The following is a 15,131-nucleotide window of genomic DNA, read 5'->3' on the forward strand; positions in this document are numbered from 1 at the left end:
TGGGGAATTAGAATGAATTCATTGTTATCCTTATGCATGATAGTGAGAGATGAGGAAAAAGTTCTTCGTCGTTGCTTGGAAAGTGTGCAAGATCTAGTAGATGAGATGATCATCGTGGACACAGGATCTATAGATCGGACCAAAGAAATTGCTCTAGAATTTACAGATAAAATATATGACTTTACGTGGATTAATGATTTCTCAGCGGCTAAAAACGAAGCAATATCTAAAGCAACTAGCAAGTGGGTACTTGTTCTTGATGCTGATGAATATCTTGATATTGAAGAGCACTCTAAGATCATTAACTACCTTAGTCAAAAAGATAATACGAAACCACAAGGTTTTACATTACCAATTTATAATCTAACAGATAGAGCTGGCTCCAATAATATTATCGAGTCCGATGCAGTTCGTATCATAAGTAATCATCCCGACATATATTTTGAAAGACCTATTCACGAACAAGTCAAATATAAAAATGGAGAGCTACCATTACAAGATGTAAATTTCATTATATTCCATACTGGTTATACATCAGATATTATTAAAAATAAAGACAAAAGAAATCGAAATCTTTCTATTTTTAATGAAATGAAATTGATTAAGAAATTTGAAGAGTATGATTATTTCACTTTAGCTAATGAATATGAAGCACTAGGTGATATAAAGAAGGCTCTGTACTATTATCAACGTGCTGATACCAAAAAGTCACGTAAAATGACCTTTTACGTTTATTGTAAATATAAAATTGTTACATCCCTTATTCAATTAGGCCACTTCAAAGAGGCTTTAAAAATCAATGACGAGTGTATTCAACTATGGCCACAATATATTGACTTCTTACATATCAAAGCAGAGTTTATTAATCAATTAGGATTATTCGAAGATGCAATTATTTTATTCGAACAGTGTATTCGCCAGGCAGAAGAAAAATCTACACATAAAGTGAATTTTTGGGTTATTTCTCCAGATCTTGCTGCACTCTCTTATTCAAGACTTTCAGAAATATACATAGCTAAACAGAACTATTCAAAAGCTGTGACTTCATTAATAAAGCTTATTGAATTAAAGCATAAGGAACTTACTAATCTAACCACACTAATTCATTTACTACTTTTAACTGACGAAGTGCCTGTCGTAATTAGTTTTCTTGATAACTTATACACCGAAAACACAATTTCATCACTGCCACTTCTCTTTCAAGCAAGTCTATTCATCGGCAATAGTACTTTAGCATCACACTTTTTTAGTAAATGTTCAGCTTTAAACATAAAAATCAACTCAATATACTTGATTCACTATGCGTTCGTTACATACGATGAAACATTATTTAGAAATGAATTACCAAATGTACCCAAACAAATTCAGCCCGATGAAATCGATTATTTAAACAAATTAATTGGGCTTGGTATTTGCTTGTGGAAAGATAACAATCTGTTATTACATCTGATTTCTACTGAAAATAATACAAATATTATGAATACATTTAATCATTTAATAAATAATCCATCATCAGAGTTTTTAGCTTTAAACAAAGCAGATATACAATCCGTTTCTAATCTACTTATTGATCTGTATAAAAGTGAATATTTTGACGTATACGATTGGTTAATTCAGCAATTTCCAGAACAACAAGATACTTTTGCTAATTTGTTAGGTGACTATTATTATTCAAATCAACAACTGAATTTAGCCTTTGATTACTACTCCATGCTAATACAAAAAGATAAGCTTGACGCATCAGGATATGCCAATATTGGGCAATACTACTTAAACACAGGGAATGTATTCGAAGCTGTGGAGGTCTTTTCTAAGTCTATTGATTTAAATCCGCTAGTATTGAAAACATATATAAAGTTATTTGAATGTTCTCCTAGTGGCACTTTAAAGAGAAATTACATTGATCAATTTTTAAATTTTTTTCCCGGTTATGCTTCAACGCCAATTACCCAAAAATTATTCATGAAATAAAATAAGAGAAGTTGGTATCAAACTCATGATACCAGCTTCTCTTATTTCTTTCGATCAATAAAAAAACCCTCTGCTTGGACAAAATTATTCGTATACATGTTTTTAGATCGAGAACCAATTTGCAACTTAAGGAGTTGCTCTTCAGCCCATAAAAGAGATTGGTTCAGTTTGCTATTCAAAGATTCTTCTAACTCCACACATTGTTTAATAATGTGTTTCGCATCAGATAGCTGTAGTAATTCGGGCATACAAGGAGTAAGTAGCTCTCTTAATGTTACTTGCTCTCGTTGCAACTCCTCTAATAGGAAACAATCAGCTTCATCGCTAAAATCAAGGTATTGTAAAGCAATAGTTATTTCTCTCAATCGGTGTAAAGATTGCATAGCATCGTTTGAAGTCATCATTGATTAACCTGTTGTTTTGTATGAAGTTGCTTCATAGCTTGTACCCAAGTGTCCCTTAAATCAGTCATTAATGTTATAGATTCCGTTATATGCGATGTATCTACCTTCGTATTGGCTAAAAATAATTTTTCTTTCATGTAATTATACAATGCTTCAAGTTGTTTAGAAATATCATAATTTCGATTTAAAGTGATAATAAGTTCGTCCAATATATCTATGGATTTCTTAATGTACATATTTTTTTTCTCAAAATCTTTACTCTCAATTGCAGTGATCGTTTGTTTCATAAATTTAATACAACTATTAAATAATAATGTTGTTAATTCCCATGGTGCAGCAGTCTGAACCTGCATTCTCAAATAGGTATCTTGTGCCTGATTATTAATCATTCCTATCACCTTTTCTCATCAATAATGATCCCTGCTGAAAGTTCCTGAAGTTTTACTACGAGATCAATAAACTTCTCGGGAGGAATTTCGCGAACAACTTCATCAGTCTCTTTATTAAGGACCTTTACCATAATATCCCCTGTTTTCTTATGAACACTAACTTCTAACTTAGTTTCGATTCCTTGTAAAGCTTTATTCGCCTTTGTAATAATTTCCTGAAATGCCGAGTCCGAAATCGACAGTTCATACCTTTTCTTATGAAGGAGCTCTGAGATGCTCATGGTGGATAAATCATTCGCTTTAGTTAGTTGACTGTCGTTACTAACATCAATGATAGGCACCCTCTCACCTACAGGCTGTTTATGAATACTAGCCATTGAATTAACTACGCTTCCATCCATCGCTTCATTCACATCACCTTTCGTTTAATTAACCATTAGATAAAAGCCAATTTAATTGAGAGTTATTTTTCGCAACAGCTGAGTCCATTTGAGCAAAAAGTTTGTAATAATACTCTTCTTTCATGGCAAGCTTCGTATTAAACTTATCGATCTGTGTATTAATACCTTTCATCTGGAGTCCTAATGTAGTTATAATACTATCCGTAGGCGTCCCTACTCCACCAGCTTTTTCAATAAGCTCTGATAAGGCTGAATTTGAACGATCATATATCTTGCTCGCTATTCCATTACTCTGATTAGTGAATAATGCAACAACGCTACCTGCATCTTCTGCAATACTTTTACGAAGTTTTGCCTCATCAATTACTAGTTTACCTGAGTCATTCGGTGAGGCTGCACTGTAAGGCATAGTATCAATCCCGATACTAGACAGCACTTTGAATCCTTCTGGATTTGAGGAAACCACACCACTTATAATTGATCTTAAATCTCGAAGTGTCGATTTAATAATTTGATCATTACTCAATAATCCTTTCTTCGCTTGCTCCTCCCAATTTTTTATATCCGTTTCCTTCATATCAGACTTTTGATCGTCTGTTAATGGACTATAGCCTCTAGATTTTCTTTCTTTGGAACGCTCGTTCAACAAATCAATCGTTGAATTGTATTGATCCACAAATTCTTGAATTTGTTTAACCATGCCATCATCATTACCAACGACATTTATTTTAACGGGCTCGGAAGTCACCTCTTTAAAACTATACGTTATTCCATTAGCCGTAAATGTGTTAGAAGCAGATGAAATTGTAATACCAGGATCTGAATCGCTATTTTTTTTCTCATCGAAGACTACTATTGCGTTCTGACCACTGGCCAGTGTATTTGAGACACCTATAGTCCCCAATAAAGTTCCCGTGGATCCACTTAAATCCAGTTTTTCCAATGCTCCTGTCTCTTTCGTTACAAGGGATACTTGCTTCGTCAATTCGTCATAATTCATCCGTACACCAGTATCCGAAGCATTTACTTTATCCATTACACTCTTAACACTGTCAGAAGCTGAATATTTTACTTCCTTACCGTTTAGCATTAATATTCCATCTGTACCGATAGTTACATTTGCCGGATCAAAGTTATCAGCTTGCTTGCTCCCTGTGATCGTTGCACCTGTAGCTAATTGTTTAACTATCACACTATGACTTGATAGCGGGACGCCTGCCTGTGCTGTTGCACTTACAGCACTTTCGTTTGATGATGTTGCCTTACTATTTTGCCAGTCGCCATTTAAACGAATACTATTTGCAGCTTTTCTCAAAGCGGTAAGTTTCGTATTTACCTCACGATATAAATCACTTGTCCAACTGACTGTTGTCTTCTTCTGCTTCAACTTATCTAGCGGGATGCGCTCGGCCTTCATTAAATCTGTTACTAATTTATCAATATCAAGTCCAGATCCCATTCCTGTAATACGCATAACCATATTTTTCATCCCCTCGCACGAAATATCCTTATATTATATATCGAAATCCGCGTGATATTATTAAATAGCTACGACAAAAAAAATAGCCTTTCTAATGCTGGTTTAAAACTATAATTTGAACTGATGTTATAATACTCTTTCGCCTTAGCTAATTGTCCTGTCATTTCATAGAATAACCCCAAATTAAAAGCTGCTTTGAACGTTCCGACGCCAGCTACAGAGCTATATTTCGTCGTCTCTCCTATTGTAAGCGCATGTAAATAAGATCGCTCAATCTGCTGAACATTCCCCGTCTCCATAGCTAACATCCCTTGGAGGAAGAATAAATCTGGGTATTCCGGGTATTCAACAACATACTGGCTAATTAAATGTTCAGCCTCGTTTACCTTCCCTTGTTCTTTAAGAACATAACCATACATCACTAGCATAACGGGGAAGTAAAGACGATTTCTTTCTTGCTGCTCTATTCCCTTAATTAAATAATGCTTGGCGCTTTCAAGCTGACCTATACTATAATATAATTTACCAAATTGATATAACATATAACCATCATCAGGACGTTCTTTAAGATGCTTCTCATAAAGCGAAATGTATCTAATTTCTTTCTGATGACTATAATATTGTTCTTCCATATATCCATAATGATATAAGACCAGTTCCATTGGGACATATGAAGCAGGTAAATCCCCATTAAATAACTGTTCATGAACAATGCCAATATAATTGAATTTGGGCAAGTTCGGAAAAAACCTTATCATCCGATGACGAGTCACACCCTCATCCGTATCATTCTCGATCAATACGGCTCCTGGTTCCTCTGGACACTGCAAGACGTGATTCCTTATAGTTTCATCTACGTTATCACCTAGTTGTTCATCTGCATCCAATATTAGTATATAGTCTCCTGTTGCATAGAAACATGACATATTCCTTGCCCATGCAAAATCTTCGCACCATTCATGATCATAAACTTGAGCTCCAAGAGCCTTAGCTATTGCTTTGGTCTTATCACTAGAACCTGTATCAACAACAATCGTCTCGTAATGATCCGGAATACTCTTTAGAGCTCTTGCTATATTCACTTCTTCATTCTTAACGATCATACATACACTGACTTTCATATACCCTCCAAACTATTTAAAGAGCCCATTACGATGTAATGGGCTCCTTAAAATTAATTATTAGAACGATTGATTAACGAATTAATTGAAGTACACCTTGAGGAGCTTGGTTTGCCTGAGCAAGCATCGAAGTAGAAGCTTGTTGCAAGATGTTCAATTTTGTATAGTTCATCATTTCTTTAGCCATATCTGTATCACGAACACGAGATTCAGCTGCTTGTAAGTTCTCTGTAGTAGCACCTAAGTTATTAAATGTGTGCTCTAATTGGTTTTGTACCGCACCAAAGTTAGAACGTGCAGTATTAACAGAACCAATAGCAGAATCAATTAGAGCCATTGCAGCTTTTGCACTAGCAGTATTGCCAATGGTACTACCAAGAGCTAATGATGCAGTTGTGATATTGGTTAGATTAATAGCAATTTCATCATCCTTATTATCGCCCATTTGAATGGATACTGAAGCGTTAGCTGCAGTGTTCAACAAGCTGATACCATTAAACTTCGTTTTATTCGCAACATTATTAATAGCAGAAGATAATGCTTTGTATTCTGCATCGATAGCGCCCAAGTCAGAAGCATTGTAAGTTCCATTTGAAGCTTTAACTGCAAGTTCTTTCATACGAGAAAGCATATCGGATACTTCGTTCATAGCACCTTCAGCTGTTTGTACTAGAGATACACCGTCTTGAACGTTGGATTGAGCTTGGTTCAAACCGCGGATTTGTGTACGCATTTTCTCGGAGATTGAAAGACCTGCTGCATCGTCTGCTGCACGGTTAATTTTATAACCGGAAGACAATTTCTCACTGGATTTACCTTGAGCGATGTTGCTGCCTTGTAGGTTACGGTGTGCGTTCATTGCGTTTAGATTGTGATTGATAATCATTGGATATTTCCTCCCTGAAATTGGTTTATTCCACTTCCGTGTGGATGTTTGAGCGTTTTACCGCTTCATGTTATATATATCGGATGAATTTATCGATTGTTTATAGTGAAATGTCGAAAAAACAAAAAATTATTCGCTTTTCATCATATTTTTTAACAAATCCATATTTAGTGTGGAAGTCATTGCTTCCATATTACTCTCTTGAATAGCTTCAATAACTTCCTTGCGGTATATCTTTACGTTTTTGGGGGCATTTATTCCAATTTTTATTTGGTCTCCATCGATGGCAGAAATTATAATTTCTATATTATCATTAATGACGATAGACTGACCTTTCTTACGTGTCAAAATCAGCAAGATACTCCACCACCTTTTAATAATTGTCCTTCAGCGATTGAAGTTCTTGTCTGATATTCATACTTCGGAGGGAGGACGATTTGTATTCCCTTCATATTCTCAATATTTACCACAATAGGCGCTAATAAATTCATGGTTGAACTGTTAAAAGGATCTTTAATCGTCATGATCGCAAGTATGAGAGCATCATCTGGTTTTAGCAGATCAATAGCTTCTTTATCTTCTTCCGCAATTTCAAAGGTATACGATGTAAAAAAGGAAAATGGTGAAGCCACAACAAAACCAACACCCTCTTCTTCCTTGGACTGCAACAAGGCGAATAATCTATTCCCCTCTACCGCATGAATCGAAAATTCTTGCAGATGCCCAAACCCTAGTAATGACCCATTCAATTGTATGACCTTGCCGTCCAATTCTTGTATCAACATTTTTTTCTTCCTCCCTCTAAAAAGAACAGAAGACTATAGCATAGCTATAGCCTGTCCAACTTCATCCTTAAGATTCCCAGTCCATTGAATAATCCGTCACACGAATATCAATAGAATATGGTTCTCTAATACTTATATTTACTTTTCCTGCTTCATACTGTGCGTTAACCCTTTGCGGCGTATAACTCATATTTATATTTGCTTGCTGCACAACCTCAGACTGATACGGTGCAGGATCAAATTGTACCTTTACATTAAGTACAGAAGCTGGTGTTGTATAATTAACCGGTTCCAAGTCGCCTTGACTTGCCTTCTTGGCAATATCAGCAAAGGCATTACGCTTGTTCGTAATATCACCCATACGATGTCCATCTTCTACTTGCTTAGCGATGGCTTGTAAAGCAATCTGATCCATTTGACTATATATCAAATTGAGCCACTGTCCATGTGAACCAACACCAAGTGCATTCCATGCCGCAGAAGAATCAATCGATAAATTACCTGGTTCATAATTCCCATGAATAATAGGTTGCTGCGTTTCGATAGATAATTCTCCTCGCGGTGATTCCATCGTTTGCTGAGCGTTCTGTGTCTCCATCCCTAATTTACCATAGGTTTGCCGAATTGATAAACGTTGAAGCTCCATCGTGCTCCTCCTTTATCAAACTTAACGAAGATAATCGAGTAAACTCGGTTGAATGATTTTGGCTCCACTAGACAAAGACGCTTGATAGACCGATTCTTGGGTTTGTAATTTAATGATGGTCTCTGCCATATCCGCATCTTCCGTCTTCGATTGCAGCTCCGTTAGGTTCGTATTGAGATCTTTAAGCCGATTATCCATAAGATCGATACGGTTAGACCGCGCACCAACTCCTGAACGCATATCAAGAAACTTATTCATTCTCGATTCTAAACCAGACATTAGATCCTTAGCTCCATCCTGATCACCATTCTTGAAAGCTGCCTGAATAGACTTAATCACAGTAAACATGTTATCAGGGTCCGTACTTGCACCGAACACTTCATTCCCCGTCACATTAATTGGTATCATGACACCTGCTGCAGATTGAAAATTAATCTTCTGTGTATCTGTTGATTCTGCACCTGTCTGATAAGGTTCAACATCCGTCTTCTGTCCGTTAAATATATACTTCCCGTTCATTTGATCATTTCCTAGAGTTAATAAGGTATCGTATAATCCACCAAGCTCAGCACTGATCGCATCTAATGCTGACTGTGGATTGGAGCCACTAACACCTCTGACTGTCAATTCATTTGCACGCTGCATAACGTCATTAATCTGTCCCATAACCGTATCTGTATGCTCAACATAAGATTTGGCAGCATCCATATTCTTCTGGTATTGTTCATTCATAGACAACTCACTGCGGTATCGAAGTGCATAGGTAATACCAACTGCATCGTCCGATGGTTTGTTGATTTTGCGTCCTGTGGACAAATTTTCTTGATATTTATTCATATTGTTATAGTTATTCGTAATATTACGCAATAACTGATTTGTCATCATACCTTGTGTTACGCGCATTGACATATTGCTTCCCCCTCGATCAACTTAGTCTCTATCCCTATCTGCCTACAACGCCCATACTATTAATGACTTTATCTAAGACTTGGTCGAAGGTCGTCATTGCTCTGGACGCCGCCGCATAAGCATGCTGGTACATGATCATATTGGACATTTCTTCGTCGATCGAGACACCACTGACCGATAATTTATGAGAAGAAATTTGGTCGACAAGCGCCTTCTGATTGGTTGCGTTCCGATTCGCCTCACTCGTCTGTACCCCAAGTTGTCCCACCACAGAGCGGAAGAAATCGTCAATCGTTCCATTCGAAACCACCGTACCGCTGCCTGTTGCTCCAAAAGTAAAGTTGGAATCCTTCAACTGTGAAGTTAATAGTGCCAACGTGTTGTTCCCTTTCGTAACCTCTTCCGTCGTACCCGCCGTGGTCGTACGCATGGAAGTCGCAATACGTCCAGGATCATCCGCGATAATCGTGTTGAGTTGGAAATTAGCTGCGGTAATCGGAGCTCCATCTTTCGATGTAAAGAAATCCACACCCGTTTGAACCGGATTATTCAAGGTATAACCAAGCTTTTGCAAGCCATTTAAACCTTTGATCGTCACCGTTGTATCTGCATTGACTGTACGATTCGCCCCAGAGTATGTAACACCGTTCAGCACAGTGCCGTTAGGCAATACAGAACCTTTAGGAATCGTAATTTGCACATCACCATTAGCTATTGTGTTTGCCAACGTATTCAATTGATTTTGATAGTCGGCTACATAACGATCACGTGCTGTTACGGTACCGAATACTTCGCCACTGCTAATATCTCCAGATTCAACCGCAGATGTCAAAGATGCCCCAGTCGTAGCTGTTGCCGTATCAAACGTAACAAGGTTCGTACTGCCCATGTTAATCGTATACCCTTCCGGTGTATCGGAAACGGTAATATTCACAATTTGAGACAATTGATCTGTCAATAGATCACGTTGGTCACGCAAGTCATTCGCATGATCCCCTAATCCCTCAAGACGGTGAATTTCGTCATTTAAGCTGGCAATCGTACCTGTTATCGAGTTAATCTGATTCGACTTCACTTCGATATTATTGGTAAGATCGGCACTCAGATCGCTTAATTTTTTACTTGTATAATTAAATGCATCCGCAAGCGCCATCGCGTTCTCACGAACGACTTTGCGGCCTGTCACATTCTCAGGATTCTGACTCAAATCAGACCATGACTTCCAGAAGTTATCGATGACCGTACGAATCCCCGTATCCGAAGGTTCGTTAATAATCGATTCGAGCTTCCCAAGCGTATCGGATTGAACACTCCAATTTCCGAAGTCTTTGCTCTCATTGCGGAATTGATCATCTAAAAATTTATCGCGGATACGCGTGATGCTGTTATATTCAACCCCGGTTCCGAGTTGCCCCGCCGCATTACTTTTCGTAAATCCTAACGCTTCAATCGGACGCGATGCCGATACATTGACCCGTTGTCTAGAATATCCGTCTGTATTCGCGTTCGCTACATTATGCCCCATCGTCTGCATGAGAGCCATTTGAGTCGATAGCGCTCTTCTGCTCGTTTCTATGCCATGAAAAGTTGAAGTCATGATTTCCCTCCCTGAATCTTATCGTCTATGGTTAAATCCTTGAATCGAACATGCCTTTGCGCTTAGGCGAATAGCCCGGGTGACCCGGATGCTGATATATCACTTCATCCTCGGGCCCACCCGTTACTAAATCCAGCGAATAATTCACGATCGTTAAGGATTGTTCTATCATTTGTTGGTTAAGCGTGTTCAAATGTTTGAGTTCCGTTAATGTCTGGGTAAATTTCTGCTGAACGTCCATTAACCTGCGCTTCTCCTCCGGATGGAATACCATCCGCAACAGCTCCGTGATATTGAGATTGAGATTCGATTTAATCCCTTTCTCGTGCAAAAATTCATAAACCGCTTGCTGGCGAACCTGATCCAATTCTTCGATGTGCTTAACAAACTTTGTTTCTTTATTGACGATTCGCGTCAGTTCATCCACATCATTCTGGATAATCGCTTGCTTCTTCCGTTCTCCAAGCTCCAGCATCAGAGTATGCTGCGCATTCATTTCTTCTAAGGTATCGATCAATGCCTGAATCGCCAATGTGGTTCACCTAATTTCTATCAAGTCTTAATTCCGAAAATACGGTAGGAGTTTCTCGGCTATTTTGTTCGCATCAACGCGATACGTTCCCGTTGCTACCGATTGCTTCAGATCTGCAATTCGCTTGGCATGCTCAGGATCTACTGCACGTGCTTGAGCATCCAGCATCTCCTTGGCTTCCGGGGAAATGGACACCTCATCCAGCTGGCGCGTTTTCTTATTGACGCTGCCTTGACGCGCATCCGTATTCCGTTGGTACTGATTAATGGCACCGATTCGTTGCGTCTCATTAATTTTCATTGCTCTTCCCCCCTCGTTATTCAACCGATCGTTTGTTACTATCATTATCGGTTGTTCTTGGAATATTTTTTAGAGATAGTTCATTTTATGCAAAAGTAATCTACGCTACCTTATCGATATTTAAAAACAAAAAAGCAGCGGAAACCTTCCGCAGCTCTTCGTTGGAATCTTCTACTTGTCTATTCTCGTTCTCGGAAACGATCTACTGCCCGATAGACTTGGTTTCCGGCCTGAGATTCGTTCTGCAATTCTTTGCGACGGTTATCTTCTTTTAAATGATTAATATCCTTTACAAGACGACTGCGGCAAGGGATACACAAATTGCCCTCACGGATCGGCAGACCGCAAGCATCGCATGGGTACGACATATTTGGCGCATTTTTCATCGATATACGGCCTTCGCGTAGAAACTTCGTAATCTGCGAGACCGATACGCCCGTTTCTTCGGAAAGCTCTTGCATCGTTGCTTGTTTATATTCACGTAAATATTTAACACAAATTTCGTATTCTTGTTCAATATCTTGATAACATCTCGGACAAATATCACGAATCCCTTTGGCGAATATTCGATCGCAGCGTGGGCAATTCTCCACATTCATGGGCCAGACGCTCCCTTCATTGCATGTGCATAGTATAAGACTATTTTAACAAACTCTATGACTATTTTCACTCTACCTATATTATCGTCATTTTTGCTCAAAAGTTTAGCGTTATGACCTATGAACGAGCCCAGGTTAAGCTATATATTTCTAGCTTGTGAACAGGATCTATGGACTTCTTCAACTGGTGCGCACATGCATTAATCGTACTGCCCGTGGTATAGACATCATCCACTAATAGAATACGAAGGGTTTGGGAATCAGGATTGTTAGGATTTCTTATTTTGAATAGAGATTGTAATTGATGATTCGCGTTATTCACAGCTGAAAATACATCTTTCATATCTTCGATACGATTACCTCGCGATTTCATGCTTTGCTTGATTGTGTGCCTGTTACGTTGAAGCAGCGATTGAACTGGCACATGAGCATATTGAGCTACGATTCTCGCTAGCTGCTCCGCTTGATTAAAGCCCCGCTCCTGCAATCTCGTCTCACTAACGGGGACATAGGTGATTAGGTCTATACGAGGTGATTGCTTATACATAAGTTGCTGCAATAACACTTGGTGATACGCAAACAATGCCATGTACCCCAAGATTGATAGATATCTCTCGTTTTCTCGGAATTTATACTGGGCCAACCATTCCCTCATTGGGGGACTATATTGAACAGCACTGCGATTGTATTGAAAATAAGTCCTCTCGGATCCTCTCCGGGTACAATCTGGACACCCTATGGCTCGACCGCAGATGGGACATCGAATAATACGAATCCAAGCCATCTGACAGAGGCAGGCTTCACATAGGTTGATGAATGGATGTTCCGTTGGGCGAGTGAACAAGGATGATCGTGTTAGCGATGCTCCGTGTAGTGTTGAATCTGTGTTTTGAAAAAATGGATCATACCTTCGAAAATCCGCTCCTTGTTGTCGATGAATCGGTCGGTTACACGCTAGACAAACCTCCGTTTTTGGAGCCAGTAAAGCATAAAGCTTGGCCAGCCAATGCGAAAAATTCATCCTTATGAGCTCCTTTCCGTATCGGTAGGAAGAAGATACCCTTGTCGACGGGCAATTCGATTCATCCCTACGATCTGACGGACAGCCAAACGTTGGGCCCGATTCCATTCGGCAGCGCAAAACAGCACATGACCCGCAGGGTCATCCTTCGAGCGCCCTGCCCGACCCGCCATTTGCACCAAGGATGCAGCGTCGAATAACGCACTATCTGCATCGATAATAAACACATCACTCTTCGGAATCGTAACCCCCCGCTCCAAAATCGTCGTTGTGACAAGCATTCGACTTTGACCATTCCGGAAACGCGTGACTTTTTCTCCCCGCTCCTTGTCCTCTGAAGAAGTCCCTTCGATCGTAATCACCGGAAAATAATGGCGAAGCAGCTGAACGAAAGCCTCCGTCTGCTTGATTCGCGTAATAAATAAAAACAGCTGCGCGCCGCGCTCGACCGACCTGCTTAGCTGATGAAGAAGACTTTTGGGCAAAGTTTTATTCTCCAAATAATGTCGTAATGGCTTTATGGTTAACCTTTGCGGTACAGGCAGTGGATGCCGGTGAAACCTGACGGGTACCTTGGCATGCGGCAGCCGCCCTCTGCGAACTTCTCGCTGCATAGGCTCTGGTGGTGTTGCGGATAGGAAAATGAATTTCCCTTCCGGTTTACAGGCTTTACGCGCTGCATATTGCAGCAATTCATTATTGTGATAAGGAAACGCGTCCAGCTCATCTACAATCACGACATCGAACTTGTGATAAAACCGCATCAGCTGATGCGTCGTGGACAGCGTGATGTCACCCGCAGTCCATCGTTCTTCGCTGCCACCGTAGAGGGTGACGAGACGGTGCTCAGGGAAGGCTTGCGCGAGCCGCGGCGCAAGCTCCAACACCACATCGCGCCGCGGCGTCGCGATGAGCACGTGCTGTCCCCGCTCGAGCGTATACGCAATGAGCGGGAAAATCATTTCCGTCTTTCCTGCGCCGGTAACGGCCCAGAGCAGGAAAGACGGCGCAGCCGCTGCAGCAGCGCTCGGCTGCTGCAGGAAGTGAAGCGCAGCACGCGAAGCGTCGTGCTGCGCTTCACTGAGCCGCCACCTTGCCGCAGGCTCGGTGGCGGGAGCGCGCTCCGCGGCGCGGGCAACGCCCGCCGCGGACGCGCCTGCGTTGTGCACTGCTGTGCCATGCACCAGCAGTGCACAACGGCGGCTGCGCCCCATTGCGAGGCAGGCCTCGCAATAGGCGCAGCCGGGGTTACCGCACGCGGCGCAAGCCGTGCGGTGGTGTTGCGCTGCGGAGCTGCCGCAGCGCAAGCACTGCAGTTCTCGCTGTCTGCGAAGCAGCGAGAACTGCCCCAATGAGCGGGTCGTTATCCCGCTCAAAAGCTTCACCTGTCCACGGATGTACGCCAGCTGGGCAAGCGTCCTCCAATACGCAACGGCATGATCCAGCCCAGCTGCCGCCATCAATTCCTGCACCTCATTCGCTAACAACGCACGTCCACTTATTTGCGCGGCCAACAAATCCGATTCATCCTTCATCTGTTTCCATACGGCATCAGACCACAGACTTTCCTTCAATATCCCTCCCTCGCCTTCAAGCTTTCCTTTCCGATGCTCCTCAATTACACCAATCCCAATCTCCCGCCATACCTCCTCCACACCTATACGTCTGACCTGGATACACTCTCTACCGAACCAATCCAAAATCCCTGGTTCAGCATCTTGCATCAATTTCACCAAGCGCTGCACTTCCAGCCTACTTTCTCCCCACTGCCCCACAACATCAACGGCCGTACCTAACGGTATACAGCAAGTTGTGATCCATAATTCTGGAGCACAACGTTCGTTTGTTACATCCGCATGGCTTGAATTCTCTCTAACTCCATTGGCAACTGCCTGACTGAACCAGTATCTCACATCTACCCGCCAATCCAGCGTGAATCGACATCTCCATTTCCCTTGCCATAGCACTGAATATACATACACCCTCATCCTAACTCTCCTCCATTTCTTTTCGCCTAAAATGCAAAAAAGCACACCTCTCAAAGCTTTCGCTTTAAGAGGTGTGCTTCACCATCGACACGCTATACATTC

General features: G+C 40.9%; 18 protein-coding genes. 2 read left to right on the top strand and 16 right to left on the bottom strand.

What is annotated here, in order from left to right; all coding sequences use genetic code 11:
- Positions 1-12: 12 nt before the first annotated feature.
- Positions 13-1,971, top strand: coding sequence for a glycosyltransferase family 2 protein (locus tag BVG16_RS20185; protein ID WP_078500960.1), 1,959 nt, complete (start codon positions 13-15; stop codon positions 1,969-1,971).
- 41 nt (positions 1,972-2,012) lie between these two features.
- Here the strand turns inward: BVG16_RS20185 and BVG16_RS20190 are convergent, their stop codons facing one another.
- From BVG16_RS20190 to BVG16_RS20260, 15 genes are all read right to left on the bottom strand, one after another.
- Positions 2,013-2,375, bottom strand: a complete 363-nt coding sequence (locus tag BVG16_RS20190; protein WP_078500962.1) for a hypothetical protein — start codon at positions 2,373-2,375, stop codon at positions 2,013-2,015.
- Entirely contained in the window at positions 2,372-2,764 is a 393-nt protein-coding gene (gene fliS, locus BVG16_RS20195) for a flagellar export chaperone FliS (RefSeq protein ID WP_078500964.1), read from the bottom strand. The genes BVG16_RS20190 and fliS overlap by 4 nt, the downstream gene beginning before the upstream one ends.
- Before the next feature lie 5 nt (positions 2,765-2,769).
- A complete protein-coding gene (locus tag BVG16_RS20200; protein WP_233147109.1) occupies positions 2,770-3,177 on the bottom strand; it encodes a flagellar protein FlaG in 408 nt (135 codons plus the stop codon).
- A 16-nt stretch (positions 3,178-3,193) separates the two neighbouring features.
- A complete protein-coding gene (gene fliD, locus BVG16_RS20205; RefSeq protein WP_158081733.1) occupies positions 3,194-4,645 on the bottom strand; it encodes a flagellar filament capping protein FliD in 1,452 nt (483 codons plus the stop codon).
- Between the two features lie 68 nt (positions 4,646-4,713).
- Positions 4,714-5,766, bottom strand: a complete 1,053-nt coding sequence (locus tag BVG16_RS20210) for a glycosyltransferase family 2 protein (RefSeq protein WP_078500968.1) — start codon at positions 5,764-5,766, stop codon at positions 4,714-4,716.
- A 73-nt stretch (positions 5,767-5,839) separates the two neighbouring features.
- Positions 5,840-6,652: a flagellin N-terminal helical domain-containing protein gene (locus BVG16_RS20215; protein ID WP_078500970.1), complete on the bottom strand. Its 813-nt coding sequence runs from the start codon at positions 6,650-6,652 to the stop codon at positions 5,840-5,842.
- A gap of 129 nt (positions 6,653-6,781) precedes the next feature.
- Positions 6,782-7,009 carry a carbon storage regulator CsrA gene (gene csrA, locus BVG16_RS20220; protein WP_078500972.1) on the bottom strand — a complete coding sequence of 76 codons (228 nt, stop codon included), beginning with the start codon at positions 7,007-7,009 and terminating at the stop codon, positions 6,782-6,784.
- Entirely contained in the window at positions 7,003-7,437 is a 435-nt protein-coding gene (gene fliW, locus BVG16_RS20225) for a flagellar assembly protein FliW (protein WP_233147110.1), read from the bottom strand. The genes csrA and fliW overlap by 7 nt, the downstream gene beginning before the upstream one ends.
- Positions 7,438-7,504: 67 nt before the next feature.
- The gene (locus BVG16_RS20230) at positions 7,505-8,083 is read right to left on the bottom strand and encodes a DUF6470 family protein (protein WP_078500974.1); all 579 of its coding nucleotides are present in this window, start codon (positions 8,081-8,083) and stop codon (positions 7,505-7,507) included.
- Positions 8,084-8,104: 21 nt separating this feature from the next.
- Positions 8,105-8,992, bottom strand: a complete 888-nt coding sequence (gene flgL / locus BVG16_RS20235) for a flagellar hook-associated protein FlgL (protein WP_198957512.1) — start codon at positions 8,990-8,992, stop codon at positions 8,105-8,107.
- Between the two features lie 34 nt (positions 8,993-9,026).
- Complete coding sequence (gene flgK / locus BVG16_RS20240) at positions 9,027-10,589, bottom strand: flagellar hook-associated protein FlgK (RefSeq protein WP_078500976.1); 1,563 nt, start codon at positions 10,587-10,589, stop codon at positions 9,027-9,029.
- A 31-nt stretch (positions 10,590-10,620) separates the two neighbouring features.
- Entirely contained in the window at positions 10,621-11,121 is a 501-nt protein-coding gene (locus tag BVG16_RS20245) for a flagellar protein FlgN (RefSeq protein WP_078500978.1), read from the bottom strand.
- 27 nt (positions 11,122-11,148) lie between these two features.
- The gene (gene flgM / locus BVG16_RS20250) at positions 11,149-11,421 is read right to left on the bottom strand and encodes a flagellar biosynthesis anti-sigma factor FlgM (protein WP_078500980.1); all 273 of its coding nucleotides are present in this window, start codon (positions 11,419-11,421) and stop codon (positions 11,149-11,151) included.
- A 179-nt stretch (positions 11,422-11,600) separates the two neighbouring features.
- The gene (locus BVG16_RS20255; RefSeq protein ID WP_078500982.1) at positions 11,601-12,020 is read right to left on the bottom strand and encodes a TIGR03826 family flagellar region protein; all 420 of its coding nucleotides are present in this window, start codon (positions 12,018-12,020) and stop codon (positions 11,601-11,603) included.
- A gap of 118 nt (positions 12,021-12,138) precedes the next feature.
- Positions 12,139-12,609 (bottom strand): ComF family protein, encoded by a 471-nt coding sequence (locus BVG16_RS20260; RefSeq protein ID WP_144027431.1) that lies wholly within the window; start codon positions 12,607-12,609, stop codon positions 12,139-12,141.
- A 78-nt stretch (positions 12,610-12,687) separates the two neighbouring features.
- Here BVG16_RS20260 and BVG16_RS32900 point away from each other — a divergent pair, with 78 nt between their 5' ends.
- Positions 12,688-12,828, top strand: a complete 141-nt coding sequence (locus BVG16_RS32900; RefSeq protein ID WP_158081734.1) for a hypothetical protein — start codon at positions 12,688-12,690, stop codon at positions 12,826-12,828.
- 215 nt (positions 12,829-13,043) lie between these two features.
- Here the strand turns inward: BVG16_RS32900 and BVG16_RS20270 are convergent, their stop codons facing one another.
- Positions 13,044-15,029, bottom strand: a complete 1,986-nt coding sequence (locus tag BVG16_RS20270) for a DEAD/DEAH box helicase (RefSeq protein ID WP_078500986.1) — start codon at positions 15,027-15,029, stop codon at positions 13,044-13,046.
- Positions 15,030-15,131 lie beyond the last annotated feature (102 nt).

It is taken from the genome of Paenibacillus selenitireducens (assembly GCF_002021565.1).
In the GTDB taxonomy this organism is placed as follows: Bacteria; Bacillota; Bacilli; order Paenibacillales; family Paenibacillaceae; genus Paenibacillus_K; species Paenibacillus_K selenitireducens.